This is a genomic window from Clostridiisalibacter paucivorans DSM 22131 (genome assembly GCF_000620125.1).
GTDB classification, from domain to species: Bacteria; Bacillota; Clostridia; order Tissierellales; family Clostridiisalibacteraceae; genus Clostridiisalibacter; species Clostridiisalibacter paucivorans.
Window position 1 is genome coordinate 1 of sequence record NZ_JHVL01000006.1, and the last position, 24723, is coordinate 24723.

The 24723-nt window shown below is 31.4% G+C and carries 24 protein-coding genes; 20 read left to right on the forward strand and 4 right to left on the reverse strand.

The genetic code is table 11. The features are described from left to right. The first annotated feature begins 149 nt into the window (after nucleotides 1-149). From Q326_RS0103825 to Q326_RS0103835, 3 genes are read left to right on the forward strand one after another with little or no spacing between them, the layout of a single operon-like run. On the forward strand, nucleotides 150-1145 hold the full coding sequence (locus Q326_RS0103825) for an ABC transporter substrate-binding protein (protein WP_026894178.1): 996 nt from the start codon (nucleotides 150-152) through the stop codon (nucleotides 1143-1145). A 14-nt stretch (nucleotides 1146-1159) separates the two neighbouring features. After that, nucleotides 1160-2212, forward strand: a complete 1053-nt coding sequence (locus Q326_RS0103830) for a FecCD family ABC transporter permease (RefSeq protein WP_051531099.1) — start codon at nucleotides 1160-1162, stop codon at nucleotides 2210-2212. Nucleotides 2213-2216: 4 nt separating this feature from the next. Beyond that, complete coding sequence (locus Q326_RS0103835) at nucleotides 2217-2996, forward strand: ABC transporter ATP-binding protein (RefSeq protein WP_026894180.1); 780 nt, start codon at nucleotides 2217-2219, stop codon at nucleotides 2994-2996. Nucleotides 2997-3048: 52 nt separating this feature from the next. Here Q326_RS0103835 and Q326_RS16545 read toward each other — a convergent pair whose 3' ends face one another. Next, complete coding sequence (locus Q326_RS16545) at nucleotides 3049-3705, reverse strand: hypothetical protein (RefSeq protein WP_026894181.1); 657 nt, start codon at nucleotides 3703-3705, stop codon at nucleotides 3049-3051. Between the two features lie 190 nt (nucleotides 3706-3895). On the opposite strand from Q326_RS16545, the gene Q326_RS16550 reads away from it, so the two are divergent. Continuing rightward, entirely contained in the window at nucleotides 3896-4750 is an 855-nt protein-coding gene (locus Q326_RS16550; protein ID WP_051531101.1) for a D-alanyl-D-alanine carboxypeptidase family protein, read from the forward strand. A 76-nt stretch (nucleotides 4751-4826) separates the two neighbouring features. Here Q326_RS16550 and Q326_RS0103850 read toward each other — a convergent pair whose 3' ends face one another. Continuing rightward, the gene (locus tag Q326_RS0103850) at nucleotides 4827-5504 is read right to left on the reverse strand and encodes a Crp/Fnr family transcriptional regulator (protein WP_026894182.1); all 678 of its coding nucleotides are present in this window, start codon (nucleotides 5502-5504) and stop codon (nucleotides 4827-4829) included. A 105-nt stretch (nucleotides 5505-5609) separates the two neighbouring features. Between Q326_RS0103850 and Q326_RS0103855 the strand changes: the two genes are divergently transcribed. From Q326_RS0103855 to mtnK, 8 genes are all read left to right on the forward strand, one after another. Further along, a complete protein-coding gene (locus tag Q326_RS0103855; RefSeq protein WP_245592054.1) occupies nucleotides 5610-6110 on the forward strand; it encodes a permease in 501 nt (166 codons plus the stop codon). Then, on the forward strand, nucleotides 6107-6676 hold the full coding sequence (locus Q326_RS16555; protein WP_051531102.1) for a permease: 570 nt from the start codon (nucleotides 6107-6109) through the stop codon (nucleotides 6674-6676). Before Q326_RS0103855 ends, Q326_RS16555 begins: the two co-directional genes overlap by 4 nt. Further along, a complete protein-coding gene (locus Q326_RS0103865; protein WP_026894184.1) occupies nucleotides 6673-7779 on the forward strand; it encodes an efflux RND transporter periplasmic adaptor subunit in 1107 nt (368 codons plus the stop codon). The genes Q326_RS16555 and Q326_RS0103865 overlap by 4 nt, the downstream gene beginning before the upstream one ends. Before the next feature lies 1 nt (nucleotide 7780). Beyond that, nucleotides 7781-10849 (forward strand): efflux RND transporter permease subunit, encoded by a 3069-nt coding sequence (locus Q326_RS0103870; RefSeq protein WP_026894185.1) that lies wholly within the window; start codon nucleotides 7781-7783, stop codon nucleotides 10847-10849. Nucleotides 10850-11070: 221 nt separating this feature from the next. Further along, entirely contained in the window at nucleotides 11071-11622 is a 552-nt protein-coding gene (locus Q326_RS0103875) for a hemerythrin domain-containing protein (RefSeq protein WP_026894186.1), read from the forward strand. A 165-nt stretch (nucleotides 11623-11787) separates the two neighbouring features. Further along, nucleotides 11788-12453 (forward strand): L-fuculose-phosphate aldolase, encoded by a 666-nt coding sequence (locus tag Q326_RS0103880; RefSeq protein WP_250160299.1) that lies wholly within the window; start codon nucleotides 11788-11790, stop codon nucleotides 12451-12453. Between the two features lie 21 nt (nucleotides 12454-12474). Then, nucleotides 12475-13527 (forward strand): S-methyl-5-thioribose-1-phosphate isomerase, encoded by a 1053-nt coding sequence (locus Q326_RS0103885; RefSeq protein WP_026894188.1) that lies wholly within the window; start codon nucleotides 12475-12477, stop codon nucleotides 13525-13527. A gap of 13 nt (nucleotides 13528-13540) precedes the next feature. Next, the gene (gene mtnK, locus Q326_RS16560) at nucleotides 13541-14764 is read left to right on the forward strand and encodes an S-methyl-5-thioribose kinase (RefSeq protein WP_034601029.1); all 1224 of its coding nucleotides are present in this window, start codon (nucleotides 13541-13543) and stop codon (nucleotides 14762-14764) included. Nucleotides 14765-14854: 90 nt separating this feature from the next. On the opposite strand, the gene Q326_RS16565 is transcribed toward mtnK, so the two are convergent. After that, a complete protein-coding gene (locus tag Q326_RS16565; RefSeq protein WP_051531106.1) occupies nucleotides 14855-15202 on the reverse strand; it encodes a hypothetical protein in 348 nt (115 codons plus the stop codon). A 100-nt stretch (nucleotides 15203-15302) separates the two neighbouring features. Here Q326_RS16565 and Q326_RS18970 point away from each other — a divergent pair, with 100 nt between their 5' ends. The 3 genes from Q326_RS18970 to Q326_RS0103910 all read left to right on the forward strand — a co-directional run bounded on the left by Q326_RS18970 (nucleotide 15303) and on the right by Q326_RS0103910 (nucleotide 19546). After that, nucleotides 15303-16595: an HD domain-containing protein gene (locus Q326_RS18970; RefSeq protein ID WP_084489524.1), complete on the forward strand. Its 1293-nt coding sequence runs from the start codon at nucleotides 15303-15305 to the stop codon at nucleotides 16593-16595. Between the two features lie 99 nt (nucleotides 16596-16694). Beyond that, a complete protein-coding gene (locus Q326_RS0103905) occupies nucleotides 16695-18035 on the forward strand; it encodes a CoA-disulfide reductase (protein WP_026894189.1) in 1341 nt (446 codons plus the stop codon). Between the two features lie 167 nt (nucleotides 18036-18202). Further along, the gene (locus Q326_RS0103910) at nucleotides 18203-19546 is read left to right on the forward strand and encodes an MATE family efflux transporter (RefSeq protein WP_026894190.1); all 1344 of its coding nucleotides are present in this window, start codon (nucleotides 18203-18205) and stop codon (nucleotides 19544-19546) included. A gap of 109 nt (nucleotides 19547-19655) precedes the next feature. Here the strand turns inward: Q326_RS0103910 and Q326_RS0103915 are convergent, their stop codons facing one another. Continuing rightward, nucleotides 19656-20003, reverse strand: a complete 348-nt coding sequence (locus Q326_RS0103915; protein WP_026894191.1) for a hypothetical protein — start codon at nucleotides 20001-20003, stop codon at nucleotides 19656-19658. A gap of 293 nt (nucleotides 20004-20296) precedes the next feature. Between Q326_RS0103915 and Q326_RS0103920 the strand changes: the two genes are divergently transcribed. From Q326_RS0103920 to eutA, 5 genes are all read left to right on the forward strand, one after another. After that, nucleotides 20297-20647: a BMC domain-containing protein gene (locus Q326_RS0103920; RefSeq protein WP_026894192.1), complete on the forward strand. Its 351-nt coding sequence runs from the start codon at nucleotides 20297-20299 to the stop codon at nucleotides 20645-20647. Between the two features lie 12 nt (nucleotides 20648-20659). Beyond that, nucleotides 20660-21082, forward strand: coding sequence for a EutP/PduV family microcompartment system protein (locus Q326_RS0103925; RefSeq protein WP_026894193.1), 423 nt, complete (start codon nucleotides 20660-20662; stop codon nucleotides 21080-21082). Between the two features lie 72 nt (nucleotides 21083-21154). Next, nucleotides 21155-21727 (forward strand): ANTAR domain-containing response regulator, encoded by a 573-nt coding sequence (locus Q326_RS0103930; protein WP_026894194.1) that lies wholly within the window; start codon nucleotides 21155-21157, stop codon nucleotides 21725-21727. Between the two features lie 25 nt (nucleotides 21728-21752). Next, nucleotides 21753-23162: a sensor histidine kinase gene (locus tag Q326_RS0103935; protein WP_026894195.1), complete on the forward strand. Its 1410-nt coding sequence runs from the start codon at nucleotides 21753-21755 to the stop codon at nucleotides 23160-23162. 99 nt (nucleotides 23163-23261) lie between these two features. Further along, entirely contained in the window at nucleotides 23262-24698 is a 1437-nt protein-coding gene (gene eutA / locus Q326_RS0103940; protein WP_026894196.1) for an ethanolamine ammonia-lyase reactivating factor EutA, read from the forward strand. The last annotated feature ends 25 nt before the right edge of the window (nucleotides 24699-24723 follow it).

Genomic DNA, 24723 nt, shown 5'->3' on the forward strand with positions numbered 1-24723 from the left:
AAAGAATTATCCTTCGCTAATTATTCTATAAGTATATTTTAGCCTTAGGATATCTCTTTGTAAAAGTGTAATAAGAAATAAAATAAATTAATATGCTTAGAACACTTTTAAGAGTGGTTCTAAACATATTATACGAGGAGATGAATGATATGAAAAAAGTTTTGAATTTAAAATCGATTTTATTAGCTATCATGATAGTTTTTGTATCTTTAGTGAATGTAGGCTGTGGTGGAAGTGCCAATGAAGATTCAATTGATGAAGGTGAAAAGGATGCTGCAAATAAAGAGATTGTGTTGAATACATTCGACCATGAGGTAAAATATGATAAAGTACCTGAAAGAGTAGTAAGTATGAACCTACATACTACTGAAAATTTATTGGCATTGGGTCTTGGAGATATGATTGTAGGAACAGCATATGGAAATGCAGAAATATTACCAGAATATAAAGATATATATGAGAGTATACCTGAATTGGCAGAAAAATATCCATCGATGGAGGTACTTCTTTCGGTAGAACCAGATTTTGTATATGGAAGAAGTTCGGCATTTGGAGAAAAGGGGACAGCTTCTGTAGATACTTTGGTTGAAAATGGTATAATGCCCTATGTATCTAAGGCTACTTATACTCAAGGAGCAACAATAGAAGATACATTTGAAGATTTTTATAATTTAGGAAGGATATTTGATATAGAAGATAGAGCGGAAGAGTTAGTAAATGAAATGAAGATGAAAATTGAAAATGTACAATCAAAGACAGATAAAATAGACAATAAATTGAGGATATTTGTATATGATAGTGGAATGGATCAGGCATATACCGCAGGAAAGAGTCTTCAGACTAATATAATATCTTTAGCAGGAGGTAAAAATATATTTGATGATATAGAGAAGACATGGGCTAAGGTCAATTGGGAAACTGTAGTTGAAAGGGACCCAAATTGTATAGTAATAAATGACTATGGCAATACATCAGCTGAAGAAAAGATAGAGTTTTTAAAAAGTAATCCTGCCCTTTCTGAAATAACAGCAATAAAAGAAAATAGATTTGTAATTTTACCATTACCCAGTGTATTTACAGGTGTGAGAAATGGGGATGCAGTTGAATATTTAGCTAAAGAATTTTATCCAGAATTATTCAAATAATTTGGTGGAAAATGATGATTGACATAGTTAGGAAAAACAAACTTATATTTTTTTGTATGTCCCTTATATTATTGCTAATTTCAATAATAATGGCAGTTGGATTAGGACCTGTAAATATAGAATTTGGAACAGTATGGAATGTGATATTTTACAAAATTATGCCTGAATCGCTTAAACCTAATAGAATATGGAAAATAAGTACAGAAAAAATAATTTGGAATATAAGGACTCCTAGAGTTATATTAGGATGTATTGTAGGTGGAGGACTTGCCCTTACTGGTGTATCCATGCAGTCTTTTACTAAGAATCCATTATCTGAACCATATATTTTAGGGGTATCATCAGGGGCATCTACTGGTGCTGTGGCAGTTGCATTAACTGGGGCATTAAAACATTTTGGTATATTTGCCATGCCTATGGGGGCCTTTTTTGGTTCATTGGCATCTTTAGTTCTAGTATATAATCTGGCTAAAACTAGACGGGGAATAATGCCAGTACGGCTTATATTGACAGGGATTGCAGTGTCTGCTATGTTTACATCTATAACTAATTTTATAGTATTTAATGCCAAAAATGAAACTGGTATTAGAACTGCTATGTTTTGGATGATGGGAAGTTTAGCAGGGGCCAAATGGGATTATGTATTTATTCCTTTATTTGTATTGGGTATTTCATTTTTAGTCCTTTTTTTCCTCAGTAGGGCGATGAATACCATGCTTCTAGGGGAACAAACTGCTATAACACTGGGAATAAATATAAATGTAGTTCGAAGGATTATAATTGTAGTATCATCACTTACAGCAGGGGTTATAGTAGCTGTAAGTGGTTCTATAGGATTTGTTGGACTAATTATTCCCCATATAGTGAGAAATATTATGGGTTCTAACCATAGATGGGTAATTCCCATGTCATTGATAAGTGGAGCTATATTTGTAGTATGGGCAGATGTAGCAGCAAGACTGTTGGTAGCACCACAGGAATTGCCCATAGGTATAGTAACTTCCATGACAGGAGCTCCATTTTTTGTATGGTTATTGAAAAAAAATAATTATTCTTTTGGAGGTTAAATATATGCACCTCAAAGTTGAACAATTGAAGTATAGAGTTGAAGATAAAATAATATTAAAAGATATAGATATGTATGTAAATCCTGGAGAGTTTATTGGATTAGTTGGTCCAAACGGCAGCGGGAAATCTACTTTACTGAAAAATATTTATAAGGTTTTGAAGCCTACTGTGGGAAATATATATTTGGATGATTATAATCTAAATAATATGTCTAATAAAGAAGTATCTAAAAAGTTAGCTGTAGTATCCCAAGAATTTGATTCTGGATTTGATTTTTCTGTGGAAGAGATAGTAACTATGGGTAGATATCCTCAAAAAAGTTTTTATGAAACTAGTAATAAAGAAGATAGAGAGATAGTGTTAAATGCTTTAAGAAAAGTAGGGATGTTTGATTTTGTAGATAGAAGTTTTTTTAGCCTTTCTGGAGGAGAGAAGCAAAGGGTGCTCATAGCCAGAGCATTGGCTCAAAAAACGGATTTTATTATAATGGATGAACCAACAAATCATTTGGATATAGGATATCAGATACAAATAATGGATTTAATTAAAGACTTGCAGATAACCACATTGACGGCAATACATGATTTAAACATGGCTGTGATGTATTGTGACCGTATATATGTTATGAAGGAAGGAAAAATAATTATATCGGGTAATCCTAAAGACATATTAGATAGAGCATTGATAAAAGATGTGTTTAATGTAGATTCTCATATTAGATATAATGGGATGCTCAAAAGGATACAAATAGATTTTATTTCAAAGAAAGATAGAATGATTTGATTATAGTATAAAATCTCCTTAAAAATTTAAATTTTTAAGGAGATTTTTATGTCTAATATTCTATACCTTTGTTTTTAGATATATCATCTGAAATTATTGATGTTCCTTTAAGTACAGTACCTGATTCAACTGCAGGTTGAACTGATGGGTTGCTGGGATAATTTTCACCATCATGCTTAAGCCTTGCATAGAAACTTTCAATTCCTCCTCCAGCTACATGCATGATAATATCATTCCAGCCATTAGTTTTTTCTTCACTTATTATTATTGGATTATTAACTAGACTGAATTTAGATATAAATTCATATTCTCCATCTTCTGATGAAAAAATAGCTCCACTACATCCACCAGAACCACAAACTGGCATTCCAACAAGGAATACAAAGGTTTCAGGATTTTCGTCTCCGTTTAGGTCGATTTTGTTATAATAGTATCTAATATCATCTCTGTCTTTTTCTAATTCATAAACCTTGGAAAAGGCTTCTTCTAATTCTTCATCTCTTTTAGTTTCTGATTTAACATATTCTAGATTTGAAAAATCTATTTCATCGGTATTCTCAAATTTAAGTAAATCATCTTGAGATATGTCTTCGGACTCACTATTTTCTGCATTTTCGTTAGCATCTTCTGTATTAGAATTTCCAGCACAAGCGGTTAAGGAAAATACTAATAGCAGTAGAACAATTGAAATATAACTTCTTTTTTTCATTAAAATCACTCCTTAATCAATATTATATATATATTATAATGAGTATTAAAGTATTAAAATTTACAATAAAATTACATAATGATTACATATTATTTAAACTGATGATATAAGTATCATGATTTTTTAATGATTTAAAAATAGTTATGGGTTACAATATATATATAACATATGAAGAATGGAGGATTAAGAGATGAGAATATTTAAGAAAGGCACTACATATGCAGTGGGTATATCTATAGTAATTGCATTAGCTGTAATATTATTAATAGATAGTGATGCTCCTGAAATTTATGGGGAGTCAGCTATAGTAGTAGATATTGATAATAATAAAATAATTTATGCTAAGAATATAGATAAGAGACTATATCCTGCCAGTACTACTAAATTAATGACTGCATTGATTATGGCTGATAGAAAAACAGAGAATGATATTTTCAACTATAGTGAAAGGGTAAGGAAATTGGATGGCAGAAAATTAGTGCTACCTCCAGGAGAAAAAATTTCTGCCAAAGAGGCTATGAACGCTATGTTGATTTTTTCAGCTAATGATGTAGCCCATATGATAGGAGAAAATATTGGTGGTAGTGTAGAAAAATTTGCAGAAACTATGAATAAAAAGGCAATGGAATTAGATTTACAAGATACTAATTTTATGAATCCTAGTGGATTACCTGATGAAAATCATTATACTACGGCATTAGATCTATCTAAAATAGCAATGGAAGTAGCTAAATATCCATGGATTATGGACACTATATCTAAAGATGAGCATATGTTCATAACTGAGACTAGAAAGATACAAATTCCAATCAATAATACCAATCTTTTGTTGGGAATTAATGGATGTAATGGTGGGAAGACAGGTCATACCGATGCAGCAGGATGGTGCTTAGTTTCATTTTATGAAAGAGATGAGAAAAGACTAGTAGGGGTAGTTATGAAATCTCAAGATCAAGATACAGTATTTAAAGATATGGAAGTTATTATAGACTGGAGCTATGATAGGATAAAAGAAATAAAAAATATAAATATATTTAATATGTAACTTCTGTTACGGCAATATTTTTAAAGGGCTAGTAGAATAATGTTAAAGGTACAGATTTTTAACTGAATATGAATTATTATAGATTATTTAAAAGTTTAAAATCTTTGATAGTTATAGTTTTGGCATTAAAATCTATAAGTTTATCTTTCCGCATTTTATTTAATTCTCTAGACAATGAAGGTCTCCTGATACCGAACCTTTCGGCTAAAGCTTTTTTTGAAATATTAAGTTCTATAACTAAACTATTTTGTCTATAGTACTCATATATTAAAAAATCTATAATACGCTCTCTAATAGTTTTTAGTGAGATAGAGTTAATTTTATCTGTAAGTATAAGGGCTTTATCTGATGTAGATTTAAGAAAATTTACTAAGAAAAGTTCATGCTTTTGACAGAGTTTAATGATTAGCTCTTTTTTTATGTGCAGAATAATGGTATTAGATCTACAACTTATGGTCATTGGATAAATATTTTTACTAGAAAAAAGCAAATTCCCTCCAATAGTATTTGGTGCAGCAAAAGATGACAAAGTTAATACACTGCCCTTCTCATCTATTTTTTGAACAAAAAGTTCCCCTTCTAAAATTATATCCATAGTACTACATCTTTCATTTTGAAAATAAAGGATTTCATCTTTTTTATGCTTAGAGATTCTGCAAAGGGTAACATGGAAAAATGTTGATAGTTCTTCATTTGAGAACATGTTAAAAAGTTCCATATGAGATATTATATCAATATATTTTTTTATATGCATAAATTACCTCCATTAGTAACCAAGGTTACTGATTATTTGTTTATTTAAAATTATAATATAAAAAAGATATATTATAAAGAAAAATGAACAATTGGAGGTAAAAAAATGATGGAGTTTTTAAGATTAGATATTTTTACCATACTGTTATGGGTTATAACGGTTATGGCTTTTTTTATTTCATTATTAAAGGATAAAAATAAAACTTTAAAATCCATGGCAAAATCTAAAAAGATGATGAAGAATATGGTTAGTCAGATTATAGCCATACTTCTTTTGATAGGACTGATGTTAACTTTTATGCCACCTGAAATTATAAAAGATTATTTAGGTAATGAAAATTCTTTTATAGCCACAACCATATCAGCATTAATAGGTAGTATTACTTTAATACCTGCATTTGTAGCCTTTCCGTTGGTTGGATCCTTGGTAGATATGGGAGCTAGCTTAGTACCTGTAGCAGCTTTTTTAACCACATTAACCATGGTGGGTGTAGTAACTTTTCCCATTGAAAGGAAAGAATTTGGTATGAGGTTTGCTTTAATTAGAAATTCTATGAGTTTCATATTTGCTATATTGATAGCTATTATTATGGGGGTATTGATATGAAATTGATTAAAAAAACAAAAGAGAACAAGTTGATAACTGGTATTATATTTATTTATATATTATTGAGTTTTTTAAATATAGATAAGGCAACCACATCTATGAAAAATAGTACTTATTATATTATAGAAATGATTCAAATTCTTCCCATAGTATTTATAGTGACTGGATTAATAGAAGCCTGGATACCAAGGGAAATTATAATGAAAAACTTAGGAGAACAGTCTGGCCTAAAGGGAGGAATTATTTCTTTTGTTTTAGGTAGTATTTCTGCAGGACCTATATATGCAGCATTTCCCATAAGCAAACTACTTCTTAAAAAAGGAGCTAGTATATACAATATAGTAATTTTACTTAGCTCTTGGGCGGTGGTTAAAGTACCCATGCTAGCTAATGAAGCTAAATTTTTAGGACCAAGTTTTATGACTATAAGATGGATATTTACTATTATTTCTATATTTTTTATGGCCTATATAATATCTTTAATGGTTGACAAGAAAAATATACCGGAGTTACTAGAAAAGTCTACAAATATGAATCAAGATGGAAATGGGGAGGAATTAAGTTGAAGAAAAAGGTAGTAACATCTATAATTGTAATAATAATTTTGGGGGGACTTTTCTCAATTATTAAGAAGGAAAAAAGCCGGGACCATACTCAAGTTAATAATAATAAGGATTTAGGTATTCCAATAAATACTACAGAGATTTCTATGGAAAAATTAGACAACAAAATTGTATATATGGGAGATTTAGTACCAAAGGAGATATCAAAGGTATCTTCTAAGGCTCAAGGACATATAGAAAAAATATATGTTGATAATGGTGACATGGTTAAAAAGGAACAAATTCTTATGAAATTAGAGGATAAAGATATAAAATTAAAAATTGAAAAATTAAATATACAACTAAAAGAGGCACAATTGAATCATGAGTATCTTTTAAAAGAATTAAAAAAGACCCACGAATTATTTGTTGAGGAAGCGATATCTAAAACACAGTATGAAAAAATAGAACATGAGGCAAATATGGCTGAATTAAAAGTAGAGGAGGTAAAATCTAGCTTAAAGGAACTTAGATCAAATTTGGAAGATACGGTTATTAGGGCTCCCATTGATGGAAGAATAACGGGATTAGACAATGTAGTTGGAGATATGGTACAGAGGGGAAATCCCATACTTATGATAGATAGTATAAAAGAACTTTATGTAGAGGTTCAGATGCCAGAATCGGATATTATGAAATTGAAAAAAAGTAAAAAAGTATATTTGAACTTTCCTAAGATAGACAAAGAAATGGAATCAATGATAAGTAAACTACCTGAAAACATCAGTACAAAAACCAGGGTAGGAGCAGTTGAAATAGGGCCTATAAAATTAAAAGCCTATGAAGATATTATATTAGGTAGGACCATAGAAATATATTTTATTATAGAAGAATATTCTGAAGCTTTAGTGGTTGAAAAAGACGCAATAAAAACCATAGGCAATAAAAATGTAGTATATTTAATAAAAGATAATAAAGCAATAAAGAAAGAGGTTAAACTAGGTTTTAGTCAAAGAAACAAGGTGCAAATAAATGGAGATATAAAAGAGGGTGAAATTGTTGCAAATAGTAATTTAGATTTATTATATGATGGTGCTAAGGTTTTTATTTTTGAAGGGATTGAGTAAAATGAATATAGGAAAAATATCTGTTAAAAATAAATATCTTGTAATTTCTATTGTAATAGCAATAATAATATTTGGGATATATTCCAACATGACTATTAAAACCCAATTATCTCCTGATACCAGTGCCCCTAAGGTTACAGTTATCACTCAATACCCTGGGGCATCGGCTCAAGATGTTTCTCAAAATTTAATAAAGCCTTTAGAAGAGGATTTTGGGAAATTAGAGGGTATATCAAAAATAAAATCAGACTCCTTAGATAATATGGGAATTGTTCATTTGTTTTTTAATTATGGTACTAATGTGGATAATGCATCTATTGATGTACAAAACACCATAAATAAAATTAAAGATAGATTACCAAAGAATATAAAAGACCCAAAAGTTCTCAAATTTAATACATCAGATAAACCTGTAATGACTCTGGCTTTAACCAGTAAAGATATGGATATACAAGATATAAGAAGAATGGGAGAAGACAAAATAGCCTATGAGTTACAACTTATAGATGGAGTTGCAGCTATTGAGATTTTTGGGGGATATATAGGAGAGATAAAAGTAACTATTGATGAAAATAAGTTAAGTGCTTATAATCTAAACTTATTCCAGATATCTAAGGTTCTTGAACAAAATAATATAATGGCACCGGGGGGGAATATTAGGGACGGAAATAAAGAAATTTCATTAAAAATAGATGAAGAATTTAGTGATATGGAACAATTAAGAGGTTTAAGGATTCCCTTAATGGATGGAAATTATATTAAATTGGGAGATGTGGCACAAATAAGTTACGGAGTAGAAGAATTGGAAAGCATGTATAGAAATAACGGTGAAGAAGGCATTGCATTGATGGTTATGAAAAAGCAGGATGCCAATACGGTGGAAACCATAGAAAATATAAAGGGAAGATTAAAGAGCTTAGAAAAAAAATATCCATCTATAAATTTTGAAATATCCCAAGACGATTCAATATTTACTAATCAGATGGTAGGGAATATGACATCTAGTGTATTTATGGCTATACTATTTACTGCCATAATAATTTTATTATTCCTTTCTAACATAGGCCAATCTTTAGTAGTGGCAATATCTATGCCATTGACATTTTTGAGCACATTGGGATTAATGAAATTTTTTGATATGAAACTGGATTTAGTAACATTATCTGCATTAATATTAAGCATAGGTTTTGTGGTAGATGATGCCATAGTTATAGTTGAAAATATAATGAGACATAGGGAAGAAGATATGGGAAAAGGGATTTTAAAAGCTGCAATAGATGGAACCAATGAGATAGCTCTTTCAAGCCTTTCGGGAAGTACTACCACATTAGTGGTACTTATACCTTTATTATTTATAGAAGGATTTGTGGGAGAGATGTTTAGACCTCTATCTATGACTTTAATATTTGCATTGACATCTTCGGTCATTATTTCATTTGTAGTTATTCCAATTATAACTATTGCTGTGGATAAATTTTCCTTTAAAAGATTACAAATCATAATAAATATACTTTCCAAACCCTTCAATAAAATAATGGATAAAATTTTAAAGTTTTATCTCCATATATTGAAAAAAGGGTTAAAGACTAAATTCATCTATATAGTAGTTATTATATTACTTTTATCTAGTGGTATGGCTTTAAAGAATAAAGGAATAGAAATGTTACCTAAGTTTGACAGTGGTACCACATATATAACTGTGGAAATGGAACCGGGTACATCTATAGAAGAAACTTCAGAAACTATGAAATATATAGAATCTATACTGGATAAGGAAGAGAATATTATGGGGTATGATACTCAAATAGGTTATGAAAGAGATAGTAATATAATGAATGACTTTAATACTATGGGGGTCAATCAAGGGGTTATAACCATAAATCTAAATACAAGAAAGGAAAGAGAAGAAACCATATGGGATTTTCAAGGGAGGATAAGGAAGGAAATAGAAAAAATTCCTGGTATAAAGAAATTTGTAGTCAAGGAACAAGGGGGTACTGCAACTACTGGAACAGTAGCACCAATAGATATAAAAATAAGTGGTGAAGACCAAAGAATACTATATAATATAGCATTGGAACTGGAAAGGGAAATTAAAAGTTTAAAGGGTATAGTCAACATCTATAAGAGTTTCCATATGGACAGTCCTCAATTGACCATAAAAACAGACCCTTGGAGAATACAAGAGTTAGGAATGAACAATAGTTCAGTTGCCAAGGAAATAGTGGCCATATCAGAAGGAGTTGTCTCCACCGATCTTAAAATGGAAGATAGGGATGAGGGAATAAAAATAGTATACAGTAAAGAATCTAGGGGGAACATTGAAGATATAATGGACAAAACTATAGATACTCCCACCGGTGCAAAAGTGCCTTTAAGAGATTTAATTTGGATAGAAAAGAAAACTAGATCTAATATAGTGACAAAGGAAGACTTGAAATATACTATTGATATTTTAGGATATACTGAGGGTAGAGCATTTAGTCATATAACAAAGGATATAGATAATGTAATAAAAAAATTCCCTGTACCTAAAGGTTATGAAATTTCACTTTCGGGAGAACAGGAGGACTTAAAAGATTCCATGAAAGATATGATTTTTCTATTGGTTTTAGCTGTAATATTTGTATATTTAGTGTTGCTACCCCAGTTTAAGTCATTTATATATCCACTAATAATTATGGCGGCTATTCCTTTGGTTATAATTGGAATTTCTCCTGCGTTGATACTAACTAATAAATATATATCTATGCCAGTACTTTTAGGATTCATTCTTTTAGCGGGTACCGTGGTAAATAATTCCATACTTCTTATAGATTTCTTCATAGAAAAGAGGAAATCAGGAGCTACTGCTGAAGAAGCAGTTATCTATGGAGTAAAAAATAGATTTAGACCAATAATGATGACAGTTCTATCAGATGTAGTAGGGATGCTTCCTCTAGCTCTTCAATTAGCATTGGGAGCAGAGAGATTCTCTCCATTAGCAATAGCAGTAATAGGTGGAATTTTGGCTTCGACTTTTATAACATTATTACTAATTCCTACGATTTTTTATTGTTTAGAAATTTAATTTATTTAGTCTAATGAAAAAGGTATAAAAGCAATCGCTGAGCTTATAATCATATGTTTATCAATAGTCTGAATTTATTATACAAATGTTTTTGACAATAGGTTTAAAACATTTGCATGAAAGGAAAGATATTTAGTAGAAAAACAAAAGGATATATGAAAATTTTGAAAAAAGTAGGGAATAAAAGGTTGAGAAAATAATAAAAAAATAGGAGGAAAAATATGAATTGTATACAAATCATGGTTGAAGAGCATGAAAATATAAAAAGAATGTTAAAAGTTACTACAAAATATTGTATGGATATATTGGAACATAAAAAAGTAGAATATGAAGACTTTTTTAAGATAATAGATTTTATAAGAAATTATGCGGATAAACACCACCATGGTAAGGAAGAGATAATGTTATTTAATAGAATGGTTGACGAAATAGGAGGAGCAGCAGAAAAGCTAGTCAAATTTGGTATGCTAGTAGAGCATGATATGGGAAGATTTTATATTCAAGAATTGGAATTTGCTGTTAGAGAAGTGTTAAATGGAAACCAAGAGGCAAGATTAAAGATTATAACATATGCTATGTCTTATGTATATCTTTTACAAAGACATATAGAAAAGGAAAATGAGGTTGCATATATATTTGCTGAGGAGAATTTGAAGCAAGAGACTTTAGATATAATAAATGAAGAGTGTGCCAAATTCGAAAAAGAGGCAAAAGAAAATCAAATGCAACAAAGATATTTAAATTTATTATATGAGTTAGAGAAAAAAATATAGAATAAGTTAGTAGTTTACAGTAAACTACTAACTATTAACTGTTTTTATACATCTATCGTTATATTAAAAACTATCTTTAATAAAGATAGTTTTTTTATATTATTCATATTTGATATAATAGATAAATGAGTAGGGAATCAATAGTATTTTATAAAATTATTGGGAGTGAGGATATTGATATTCCAAGAAGAGAGAGAATTAATTGTAGAGTATGGGAAAAAGTTAATTAAAAATAATTTAACTAAAGGTACTGGAGGCAATATAAGTATTTTTATAAGGGAGGAAGAAGTTATAGCAATAACCCCTAGTGGTATTGATTATTTCAAAATGAACCCAGAAGATGTGGTAATTATAGATTTACAAGGCAATGTGATAGATGGAAGTAATAAGCCATCAAGTGAATATTCAATGCATAAAATTTTTTATGAAAGAAGAGAGGATATTAATGCTGTAGTACATGTACATTCTACATATTCAACTACTTTAGCATGTATGCATTGGGATTTACCTGCTGTAAGTTATTTAGTGCCCGTTGCAGGAGGAAATAATGTAAGATGTGCTGAATATGCTACATTTGGCACTGATAAATTAGCTGAAAATGCCTTTGAGGCAATGGAGGAAAGGTATGCTGTTTTTTTGGCAAATCATGGTCTATTAACTGGAGCAAAGGATTTACCAAATGCATTTAGTAAGGCTGAAGAGATTGAATTTTGTGCGGAGATATATTATAGGACTAAGACATTGGGAGAACCTAAATTGATACCAGATGAAGAAGTCAATAATTTGTTAGGGCTATTTCAATCATATGGGCAAGTTAAAGTTAAAAAGTAATTCAAAGAAAGGTAGGTAGTTATGGAAAGAGTAGATGAAGGGTTAGCCTTTATGCTTAAATATGAAAATGTAGCATGGTATGAAGATGGCAAGGTACGTATATTAGATAGGAGGGTCTATCCTACAGAAGTAAGATTTGTCACATGTGATAACCATGGACAAGTGGCACAGGCTGTTGCAGATATGGTTACTCAAAGTGCAGGGCCCTATACTGCAGCAGGTATGGGGATGGCATTAGCGGCCCATGAATGTAGGGATTCATCATCTAAAGAGAAAATAGATTACTTAAATAAAGCAGGGCATAGATTGGCCAATGCTAGACCAACAACTGCAAATAGGATGTCTTTAGTAGTTAAAGGATGTTTGAAAGTTGCTAAAAGGGCCATGGAAAGTGGAGAAAAATTGGATGAAGCTATATTTAATCACACTGTTAATGCGATGAATAATCGCTATTCAAGGATAGGCATAGTAGCAAAATATCTAGCAGACATGTTTCCTGAAAATGGAAATGTCATGACCCAATGTTTTGGGGAAACTATTGTAGGTATGATGTTAAAAGAAGCCAAAAATCGAAATAAAAATGTAAAGTTATTTTGTCCAGAAACTAGACCATATCTACAGGGAGCAAGACTTACTGCCAGTGTAGCATATGACCAAGGATTTGATGTTACTGTAATTACTGATAATATGCCTGCATTTACTATGAAGACTAAGAATATAGATGTATTTACATCGGCAGCAGATTCAATCTGTTTAGATGGACATATAGTAAATAAGGTTGGCACTTTACAAATAGCTATTGCAGCTAAGTATTTTCAAGTACCGTATTTTGTTACGGGGATTCCTGATAAGGATTATAAGAATATTTCTCAAGTTAAGATTGAAGAAAGGGATCCTAATCAGGTATTAGAATGTAGAGGTATAAAGAATACTATGGATGGTGTTAAAGGCTATTATCCATCCTTTGATATAACTCCACCTAGTTTAATTAGTGGAGTAGTTACAGATAAGGGAATATTAAGTCCTTATGATGTGAATAGATATTTTGAAACTAAAGTAGAGGATTACTATTAGAGGAGTTGATGATTTGTCTAGATTCAATTCACATTTTAGAATGGAGCCAAAGGATGCAATACTTTATGCAAAGGAAAAGCTAAATATATTTGATGAAAATGACCATTTAGAAGCAAAAGAAATAGGTGATGGAAATATAAACTATGTATTTAAGGTATGGGATGTGGAAAACCATAAGTCAGTTATAATAAAACAAGCTGATATACTTCTTAGATCTTCAGGTCGCCCTTTAGATATTGATAGAAATAGAATAGAAGGGAATGCACTGATATCACAATGGAGATTGGCAACTGATCTAGTACCTAAAATATATAAATATGACCCTGTTATGTGTATATTGGCTATGGAAGATGTATCTGATCATGTAAATTTAAGGAAAGGACTATTACAGAGAAAAATCTATCCTAAATTGGCAGATCACATAACTACTTTTATGGTTAATACACTATTACCTACTACAGATTTAGTTATGGATTCGGGTAAAAAGAAAGATAATGTAAAAAAATATATAAATAAAGATATGTGTAAAATATCAGAGGATCTTGTATTTACAGAACCATATATTGACTATAAAGGAAGAAATATAGTGATAGATGAAAATATGAATTTTGTAAAAAGGGAAGTTTATAGTGATAATAAATTAATACTTGAGGCGGGAAAACTAAAAAATTTATTTATGAATAATGCTCAAGCATTAATCCATGGCGATTTACATTCTGGTTCTATATTTGTAAGGAGAGACTCCACTAAGGTCTTAGATCCAGAGTTTGCCTTTTATGGTCCAATAGGTTATGACTTGGGTAATGTAATAGGAAATTTATTTTTTGCATTGGCCAATGCTTACGTGACTGAGAATTTGGAGGATATAACAGAATTTATAAATTGGATGGAAAATACTATAAAAGATATTGTAAGTCTATTTAAAGAAAAATTTATAAGTTTGTATAGAGAAATAGTAACGGATGTAATGGCAAAACGGGAAGACTATATGAGGTGGTATTTAGATTCAGTATTATCTGATACTGCAGGTATAGCTGGACTTGAGATTATTAGGAGAGTAGTTGGAGACTCAAAAGTATTGGACATTACTAGCATTGAAGAAATTAGTCAAAGGGTTAGATGCGAAAGGATTTTGATATTAGCAGCTAAATCATTTATAAAAGATAGAGACAGTATAAATACAGGAGATAGATATTTAGAAATTTTTTATGAAGTTATGGAAATAGTTAATAGTTAGTGGTTAGTAGTTGTTGGTGGGAGTTTTATGGATTTTATAATTGTCAATCAATAGGGCTATCTTGATCAAGATAGCCCTATTAATTGATGTTTATCTATAGGGACAATCAGGTCTACCGGGTCTACCAGGGCCATAGCCAGGTCTACCAGGGCCATAGCCAGGTCTACCAGGGCCATAGCCAGGTCTACCAGGGCCATAACCGGGTCTACCAGGGCCATAGCCAGGTCTACCAGGGCCATAACCGGGTCTACCAGGGCCATAGCCAGGTCTACCAGGGCCATAACCAGGTCTACCAGGACCGTAACCAGGTCTGCCAGGACCATACCATGGGTTCCAAGGATTATACCCATAAAAATTCATGAAGGGATATAAAGACAAATATGGATTTTGTCTATATCCTGGATTATATTCATAATCGTCTCTGTTTTGGCTATTCATTTTGACTCCTCCTTTTGTAATAGTTTATTCATCAATTTCTTGTTAAGTTACTATATGTGGTATAATCATTGTATAGTTCAATATATAAGGAGTTGAGAAGATGAGCAGTGATAGATTAAAAAAACAGATAGATTTTTTGATAGAGATAGATAAGATTAAAAATATATTTAGACAGACAGACCTCATGGATGGTTCAAGAAGAGAAAATGATGCTGAACATTCTTGGCATCTAGCTATGATGACAATATTACTTTCTGAATATGCAAATGAAAAAATAGATGTACTTAAGACTATTAAGATGGTACTGATTCATGACTTAGTAGAGATAGATGCAGGAGATACCTTTTGCTATGATGAGAAGGGATATGAAGATAAAGAGGAAAGGGAAAAAAGAGCAGCAGATAGGATATTTAATATATTAGAAGAGGATCAAGCAAAGGAATTGAGAAGATTATGGGATGAATTTGAGGCAATGGATACCCCAGAAGCAAAGTTTGCAAATGCAGTAGACAGAATGCAACCAATGATACACAATTATGTAAATAAAGGTGGTAGCTGGATTAGACATGATGTAGAAAAAGAGCAAATAGTAGAAAGGGCTAGACCTATTGAAGAAGGGGCTGAAGAATTGGGCAAATATATAGATAAATTAATAGAAAATTCTCTAAAAAAGGGATATATTGCCCAGGAAAAACATAGTGAAGATTATAAGGCTTATGTAGATGGATCATATCTAAATGGCAATGTGGGATATGGTGCTGTTATTTTAAACGATAGTGATGTAGTTGAAGAGATTTATGGTAGAGTTACTCGACCTGACTATATAAACTCAAGACAGGTTGGAGGAGAAATAATGGCTGTAATCAACACTTTAAAATGGTGTGGGAAAAAAGGGCTAGATAAGATTTCTATATATTATGATTTTGAAAATCTTGAAAAATGGGCTACGGGTAGATATAAGACTAATAATAAAATGACTAAATCATATAAATCATATATAGATAATTGTAATATAGATATTAAGTGGTATAAAGTGGATAGTCATACTGGCGTAAAATGGAATGATAGGGCTGATGAACTAGCCAAGAAGGGAGCAAATATTAAAGATATAGAGGATGTAAGCAAAGACCCCTTTATAGAAGAATTAGAAAATGCAGTGGATTTATTAATTGACAAATTAGTTGATTGGGGATATGAAGTTAATTATAAAGGTATATATAATGGTAACTGTGCTAAATTACAAGTATTAAAGGACATAGAAAAGATAGGCCATATAAATATATATAATACTAAGAATAAACATCTGAAACCTTATTATGGAGAGATAAAAGACGAAGATGAGAAGAATAAATTAAGTGAGATTATAGATAGAGAGTTGGAAGAATTAAAATAATACATTGGAACATTCTTTGATAACAAAAAAACAATGGTGTAATATCTTTTTTTCTGGGTAATTTTAATAATAGGATTAAAATATAAAGGAGAGAATGAAATGCAGAAGAGAAGATTAATTGTTATCGGTGGTGTTGCTGCAGGAATGAGTGCGGCATCTAAAGCTAGAAGACTAGATCCAGATTTAGATATAGTAGTATTTGAAAGAGGAGAATATGTTTCTTATGGAGCATGTGGGTTACCTTATTATATAGGAGGACTTACAGAATCTAAAGAAAGACTCATAGCTAGAACACCTAGGGAGTTTGAAAAAATGGGTATAAAGGTATTTACTAGCCATGAGGTTATAGATGTAAATTTTGAGGAAAAAACAGTTAAAGCAAGGAATGTTAAAAATAATGGTATATTAACAAAATCCTATGATTCACTTGTTATAGCTACAGGAGCTGAGCCTATAATAGTTCCATTTCCAGGTGTAGATTTAGAAAATGTATTGACATTAAGTACTATACCAGATGCAGATAAAATTAAGGAAATTGCATCTAATGACGACATTAAAGATGTAGTTTTAATAGGTGGAGGTTATATAAACCTTGAATTAATAGATGCAATGACTTTATTAGGAAAAAATGTGAGAATAATAGAACGTATGGATACATTGCTAAATAAATTTGATAATGAATTTGGAGAAATGGTTAAAAAAGAATCAGAAAAGCATGGGGTATCAGTACACACTGGAGAGTCATTGGAAGAAATAATAGGCAATAATAAAGTAGAAAAAATTAAAACAGACAAAGGAGAATATCCTGCTGATTTAGTAATAATGGCATTGGGTATAAGGCCAAATACAGGATTTATAAAAGATAGTGGGATAGAGATGTTGAAAAATGGTGCAATAGTAGTAGATAAAAAAGGAAGAACTTCTATTCCTGATGTATATAGTGCTGGAGATTGTGCGACTATATATCATAAGATTAAGAAGGAGAATGTATATATTCCATTGGGAACTAATGCCAATAAACAGGGAAAAATAGTAGGCAGTGTAATTGGAGGAGAAGATATAAACTTCAGTGGTATATTGGGAACAGCTGTATTGAAGCTTTTAGATATGACATTTGGTATGACAGGTTTAACAGAGAAAGAGGCTAAGAATTTAAGTATTGATTATGGAACTATAACAGTTGATGCACCTAATCATGCAGGGACATATCCAGGTATGAAAAAAATTACTATAAAATTGGTCTATGAAAATAATACGCATAAGATATTGGGTGCACAATTGGCAGGTGAAGATGGAGTAGCTAAACGTGTTGATGTTTTAGCACTTGCTATAGATCGAGGTATGACAACAGAGGAATTGGGAATGGTTGATTTTTCATATTCACCACCATATGCAACCCCATGGGATGCAGTGGCTATAGCGGCCAATGCAGTAAAATAGAAATATAATTAGTACTTGTATAGCTAATAGTTGATATTTAGTAGTTTAATAATTACTAAATGTTAACTATTAGTTTTTTTATTTTATATCTTGTCAATAACCATAGGTCTATTTACTTTTTATAAAATAAAGGATAAAATAGAATAAAAATATGGAGAATAATGACTATGAAATTGGAAAATAAAAATATTAGAAAACAAATAATAAAGTTGGCATGGCCTGCAATACTGGAAATGATGTTACATACTTTAGTATGGACTGCAGATACTGCTATGGTTGGTAGATTAAACCCAGTTGCAATTTCCTCTGTTAATTTAAGTTCTCAAATTATGTTTACGGTGAGTAATATTTTGGGGGCATTTGGTATAGGGGCTACGGCTATGGTATCTAGATATATTGGATCTAAGGATAGACAAAGGGCTGAAGAGATTGCATCTCAAGCTGTGGGATTTAGTATATTAATAGGGCTATCAGTAGGGATTCTAGGTATTTTTTCTACAGACACTTTATTCAAATGGATAGTAAATGATACAGAGGTTATAAATCAGGGAACAATGTATTTGAAAATAGTATATATAGGTGCAATTTTCTTAATACCTCTTATGGTAGGCAATGCTGTATTACGAGGAGCAGGGAATACAGTGATACCCCTTGTTGCAGCAGCATTTGCCAATGTTTTCAATATAATAGGTGATTACTTGCTTATATTTGGTAAATTTGGGTTTCCAGAGATGGGCGTAAAAGGTGCTGCTATTGCAACAGGAAGTGCACAGATAGTAGGTGCTTTAGTAACCTTCTTTTTCTTGATTAGGGGAAAGTCTGGTATAAAAATAGATATTGTTAAAATATTTGTATTTAAGTTAGAATCTCTAAAGAAACTAATCAAATTAAGTGTTCCAGCTATTTTTGAGATGTTCATGAATGAAGGAAGTAGATTAGTGTCCTCTTTTTGGATAGCCCAATTGGGAACAGTGGCATTTGCAGCCCATTCTTTAGCTGTAGCGGCAGAGTCCATATCTTTTATGCCTGGATTAGGATTTGCTATAGCGGCTACAACTTTAGTAGGTCAAAATCTGGGTTCTGAGAATGTAGAAAAAGCTGAATTAAGTGCAAAAAAATCTACAGAATATGGTGTCTTCTTTATGGGATTAATAGGAATTGTATTTTTTGTATTTCCTTTTCAGATAATGAGATTATTTAGTACCGATTTAAAGACGGTGGGATTAGCTGCACAGTGTATAAGAGTCGGTGCATTTGAACAAATACCTATGGCATTGGGGATGGTAATGTCAGGTGCTTTGAAAGGAGCAGGAGATACTAGAGGACCATTTAAAATATCTCTGATAACTAATTTGTTAGTAAGAATGCCATTGATATTTATAGTTGTGTTTATAATTAAAGGACATATTGCATATGTATGGGCTATAACTGCATTTCAATTTTTGGTGGAAGGTACATTAATGACTATTAGATATAAGAAAGGAAATTGGAAAAAGATAAAGATTGAATAAAGGAAAGTTAGTAGTTAACGGTTAGTAGTTATTAGTTTAATGATGAAATCCGTAGGATTTCTACCATCAACTACTAACTACGAACTACCAACTATTAACTAACTCTCCTTTATTCATTTTCGATTTTTGAACCATAACATTCTAATACAGGAACTACAAACATGAATCCGATACCAGGTTTAGATATATAATTTAATTTTTTATTTATCATTTCTGTTGCTTTATTTAATTTATTTTTTTCTCGTATAATACTGATGATGGTCTTATTATAGGGTTTATCACCTTCCAAAATTTTTCTTATACTGGCAAACATGGGTATGTCAACATTATGCTCAATAAGCACTTTTCCCATACCTACACTGTCTATGGTGGTAGCACCTACACCAATTTCATAAAAGATTTCCATGATTTCATCTAACATATGTACATCATTTAATATTAAAAATAAAGCATACATTTTAGGAACCCCCTTTGTTGAAAATATAATTTATATAAATATATTATAGCATTTTTAACTGATGTATAGTTAAAATGTTTAAAATTTTTACATCTAGGAGGAAATTTCTCTAAAAATTTTGACAATAACCTTGCTTTTAAATGCTCTCCATGTTATAATTATAAAAAATGAATATTATTATTGCACAATGGGGTGCATTAGTTAAGGCGAAGAGGCTTGCAATGGAATGTATAACTATGTTCTAGAGCAGGCCTTTATTTTATTCGGAATAATTATTTAAGGAATGATTATCTATGGAAAAATTAGAAAAGCAAAGAATTGTTCAAGAATATGTACCGGGCAAACAAGTTACATTGGCGCACCTTATTGCCAACCCAGAGAAGAGCATCTATACAAAATTAGGTCTAACTGATGAGTATACAGATGCCATAGGAATACTTACAATAACCCCCAGTGAAGCAGTGATAATAGCAGCAGATGTAGCGACTAAAGCAGCAAATATAGATATAGGATTTATAGATAGATTTAGTGGCTCTTTAGTTATTACTGGTGATGTGGCCAGTGTAGAATCAGCTTTAAAAGAGATATTACATTTATTGAGTGATGTATTACTATTTACTCCTACTAAAATTACAAGATCATAAGAAGGAGATATAATGAAAAAAATTATATTAATTGGTCCAATAGGATGTGGGAAGACTACCTTTGTTCAATCCTTAAAAAATATATATAGGAGATATAAAAAGACCCAGACTATGGAATATTATGGTAATATCATAGATACTCCAGGAGAGTACTTAGAAAATAGAAGGTTTTATAATGCACTAATTGTAGCATCTTTTGATTGTGATGTAATAGCGTTGCTTCAAGACAGTAGTAGTAAAAGATGCATTTTTCCTCCAAATTTTGCAAATATATTTACTAAACCTGTTATAGGTATAATCACTAAAATTGATAAAGAAAGTAAGTGTCTAGATTTTTCTGAAAAGTGCCTCAAACTAGCAGGAGCATCAAAAATTTTTCAAATAAGTGCAATAGAAGGAATTGGGTTAGAGGATGTAGAAGAATATATAAAATAAAGCTGTTAATTATTTGCCTTTGTTAATGGGTAAATATCATATAAATGAAGATATGTTAAGGGGGACAATGCAATGAAATACAGAATAGTAGTAGCCGATGATGAGCCTATTACTAGGATGGACCTCAGTGAGATTCTCAAAGAGGAAGGCTACAATGTTGTAGGGGAGGCTTCCGACGGATTTGACGCAGTAGAATTATGCAGAAAATTCAAACCAGATTTAGTGCTCATGGATGTAAAGATGCCTATTTTAGATGGAATAAAGGCATCCAAAGTTATTATTAATGAAAAATTAGCTAAAAGTGTGGTTCTATTGACGGCTTATAGTGGAATGGAGTTTATAGAACAAGCTAAGGAATCGGGAGTTATGGGATATATAGTTAAGCCCATAAGCAAAAAAAATTTGATACCTACAATTGAAGTTGCAATATCTAAAGGAGAAGAGATAGAAAAAATCAAAGATGATGCACAGAAAATAAAGGATAAATTAGAGGCTAGAAAGGCAATTGAGAAAGCAAAAGGGATACTTATGGAGACAGAAAATATATCAGAAGAAGAAGCCTATAATAAAATTAGAAAGCTTAGTATGGACAAACGATGTCCCATGAAGAGCATTGCATCTGCAATTATAATGAATAATTTATAGTACACAGTATATGGGAGAGATTATAATGCTTAGAAAGTTATGTAAAAAATATACTGAGCTTGATCAGTCGGATATAAAAAAGCTTGAAAACATATCGCAAATACTTCCGATAATAGCAGATTTAGTAAGGGCAAATGTATTTATAGACTGTGCGACCAGTGATCCTAATGCTGCCATAGTAGTTGCAGAAGCTAAACCTACTACATGTCCTTCTATGTATGAGTATTCTGTAGTTGGAGAACTGGCATTAAGAAAAAATGAACCAGCAGCCCTTAGAACATTGGAAATAGGTATGGCGACTAGAGATTTGAAAGCCATAACCCAGGAGAACAAAACAGTAAGACAAAGCGTTGTTCCTATACATAACGATGCTGGAGATGTTATTGGGGTATTGATAATGGAGGAAGACATAACTAAAGATGTAAAACAGGATAGAAAGATGGAGTTCTTGGCTGAGACAACAGAGCAGTTGACCGAGACATTACTAAATTTTAGAGATAGTGAATACACTGTGACTTACCATATAAATGATGCAATAGTAATGTTTGACCAACAGGGTATTGCAACGTATGGTAATCCAGGAGCTAAAAAACTATATAAAAAATTAGGATATAGAGACAGTATAATAGGGATGAACTTCGATAATTTAGTCTTAGATGGAAATTCTTTTAATAAACTTATAAACGAGCCTTGCCTAAAGGTATCAGAAGCAACAGTTGGAAAGTTGACACTGCAAATAAAATATGCGGCAATGAAGCAAAAAAATAAGATAGTAGGCGTTACAATGTTGATAAAAGATATTACAGAGGTGAGGGAAAAGGAAAAGGAACTTATACTTAAATCTGTTGCAATAAGGGAAATACACCATAGAGTTAAGAATAATTTACAAACTATTGCAAGTTTACTGAGTTTACAGTCAAGAAGAATAAATAATGATTTAGTAAACAAGGCATTTAATGAAAGTATAAATAGGATACTTAGTATAGCTGTTACCCATGAAATATTAGCCCAAAATGGTGTAGATGATGTAGATTTAAAGACTATAGTTACAAAGATAAAAAACAGCACTATAAAATATGGATTGCCTTGTATGAAAAATATAAAGATATCTGTAGAAGGGGATAGCCTTACTATTAATTCAGACAAGGCCACATCTATAGCGTTGGTAGTAAATGAATTATTACAAAATTCCTTAGAACATGCCTTTGATGGTAAAACGGAAGGGTTTATAGAAATTTGGATTCAAAAAGGAAGTATGTATTCTAGTATATCAATCATTGATGATGGAAGAGGATTTGATGTTAAAGCTATTAAGATGGGTAGTTTAGGATTAAATATAGTTAAAAGTATAGTTAAGGATAAATTACATGGTCACTTAAACATAGATTCCACTGAAAATGGAACGAAGATAATATTTGACTTTAAAAATGAATAGAAAACACAAAGACGTGTTTTTGTAAAAAGGCGAAGGGGCCTAAAGGGTATGGAGACATACTTTTTAGGCCCCTTTTTGCATTTGACTGGAGGGATTGTTTTGAAGGAAGAAATATTAAGCGTAGGAATAGATATCGGAACATCGACTACCCAATTAGTATTTAGTAAGTTGACCATTGAAAACACAGCATCTGCCTTTTCCATACCTAAGATAAACATAGTAGATAAAGAAGTAATATATAAAAGCGAGATTTATTTTACTCCTCTAAAATCGGATACAGAGATAGATGGAGAGGCAGTAAGGAGAATAATAGAAGATGAATATGGCAGAGCAAATATAAAACCTAAGGATGTAGATACTGGTGCAGTGATAATAACAGGTGAAACAGCTAGAAAAGAGAATGCCAGTTTAGTTTTAAATAAGTTAAGTGGATTGGCTGGTGACTTTGTGGTTGCCACAGCGGGGCCAGATCTTGAATCAATAATTGCGGGAAAGGGAGCAGGAGCAGATTGTCTTTCTAAAGAGAGAAGGACTGTAGTGGTCAATTTGGATATAGGTGGAGGCACTACAAATATATCAGTGTTTAAAGATGGAGAGATTTTAGATACCACATGTTTAGATATAGGTGGTAGATTGATAAAGATTGATCCAAATAATATGAAGGTAAGGTATGTATCGGAAAAAATAAAAAGATTAGCCAATGGTATAGGGGTTGTGATAGAGGTAGGCAAAGGTATAACCCTTAACGAAATAAAATCCATAACTAATAGAATGGCAGAAATAATTGAAGAGGTATTGGGGGCTAAGAAGATTACAGAAGATCTAGGGTTAATCTTAACCACGGAGGATTTAAATAGAGATTATGATATACAATACATATCTTTCTCGGGAGGGGTTGCTGACTGTATATATGATGAAGATACTGATAGAGATAATTTTCAATATGAAGATATAGGGGTTATTCTTGGAAGAAGCATAAGAAATAGTGATATGTTTAAGAAATTCAATATATATGAATCCTCTGAAACCATAAGGGCAACAGTTGTTGGAGCAGGAAGTCATACAACAGATATAAGTGGAAGCACTATAACATTTACTAAGGATGTTTTCCCATTGAAGAATATACCTATTCTAAAACTGTCCAAAGAAGATGAAAGCCTAGATTACAAAAGATTAAGTGAGAGGATAAGACAAAAAGTAAACTGGTTTAATCTAGATAATGGAAATCAACAAGTTGCATTGGCATTAAAGGGGGTGAAAAACCTAAGTTTTAAAGAACTTCAAGATATGGGTCAGAGTATTATTGCTGGAATGAAGGACATATTGAACATGGATATACCATTGATAGTAATAGTAGAAAATGATATAGCAAAGGCATTGGGTCAAACAATGCATAGATATCTGGAATATAAGAAGGACGTAATCTGTATAGACAGTGTAAAGGTTAAAAACGGGGACTTTATAGATATAGGAAAGCCGTTGGCTAATGGTAGAGTTGTTCCCGTGGTAATTAAGACATTAGCTTTTGGATATTAATATTTAAATATTAATTATAAAACTA

Excerpts from the sequence above, each read along its gene's own strand:
- Q326_RS0103825 (WP_026894178.1), top strand. The coding sequence starts at position 150 with ATGAAAAAAGTTTTGAATTTAAAATCGATTTTATTAGCTATCATGATA.
- Q326_RS0103830 (WP_051531099.1), top strand. The coding sequence starts at position 1,160 with ATGATTGACATAGTTAGGAAAAACAAACTTATATTTTTTTGTATGTCC.
- Q326_RS0103835 (WP_026894180.1), top strand. The coding sequence starts at position 2,217 with ATGCACCTCAAAGTTGAACAATTGAAGTATAGAGTTGAAGATAAAATA.
- Q326_RS16545 (WP_026894181.1), bottom strand. The coding sequence starts at position 3,705 with ATGAAAAAAAGAAGTTATATTTCAATTGTTCTACTGCTATTAGTATTT.
- Q326_RS16550 (WP_051531101.1), top strand. The coding sequence starts at position 3,896 with ATGAGAATATTTAAGAAAGGCACTACATATGCAGTGGGTATATCTATA.
- Q326_RS0103850 (WP_026894182.1), bottom strand. The coding sequence starts at position 5,504 with ATGCATATAAAAAAATATATTGATATAATATCTCATATGGAACTTTTT.
- Q326_RS0103855 (WP_245592054.1), top strand. The coding sequence starts at position 5,610 with ATGATGGAGTTTTTAAGATTAGATATTTTTACCATACTGTTATGGGTT.
- Q326_RS16555 (WP_051531102.1), top strand. The coding sequence starts at position 6,107 with ATGAAATTGATTAAAAAAACAAAAGAGAACAAGTTGATAACTGGTATT.
- Q326_RS0103870 (WP_026894185.1), top strand. The coding sequence starts at position 7,781 with ATGAATATAGGAAAAATATCTGTTAAAAATAAATATCTTGTAATTTCT.
- Q326_RS0103875 (WP_026894186.1), top strand. The coding sequence starts at position 11,071 with ATGAATTGTATACAAATCATGGTTGAAGAGCATGAAAATATAAAAAGA.
- Q326_RS0103885 (WP_026894188.1), top strand. The coding sequence starts at position 12,475 with ATGGAAAGAGTAGATGAAGGGTTAGCCTTTATGCTTAAATATGAAAAT.
- Q326_RS16565 (WP_051531106.1), bottom strand. The coding sequence starts at position 15,202 with ATGAATAGCCAAAACAGAGACGATTATGAATATAATCCAGGATATAGA.
- Q326_RS18970 (WP_084489524.1), top strand. The coding sequence starts at position 15,303 with ATGAGCAGTGATAGATTAAAAAAACAGATAGATTTTTTGATAGAGATA.
- Q326_RS0103905 (WP_026894189.1), top strand. The coding sequence starts at position 16,695 with ATGCAGAAGAGAAGATTAATTGTTATCGGTGGTGTTGCTGCAGGAATG.
- Q326_RS0103910 (WP_026894190.1), top strand. The coding sequence starts at position 18,203 with ATGAAATTGGAAAATAAAAATATTAGAAAACAAATAATAAAGTTGGCA.
- Q326_RS0103915 (WP_026894191.1), bottom strand. The coding sequence starts at position 20,003 with ATGTATGCTTTATTTTTAATATTAAATGATGTACATATGTTAGATGAA.
- Q326_RS0103920 (WP_026894192.1), top strand. The coding sequence starts at position 20,297 with ATGGAAAAATTAGAAAAGCAAAGAATTGTTCAAGAATATGTACCGGGC.
- Q326_RS0103925 (WP_026894193.1), top strand. The coding sequence starts at position 20,660 with ATGAAAAAAATTATATTAATTGGTCCAATAGGATGTGGGAAGACTACC.
- Q326_RS0103930 (WP_026894194.1), top strand. The coding sequence starts at position 21,155 with ATGAAATACAGAATAGTAGTAGCCGATGATGAGCCTATTACTAGGATG.
- Q326_RS0103935 (WP_026894195.1), top strand. The coding sequence starts at position 21,753 with ATGCTTAGAAAGTTATGTAAAAAATATACTGAGCTTGATCAGTCGGAT.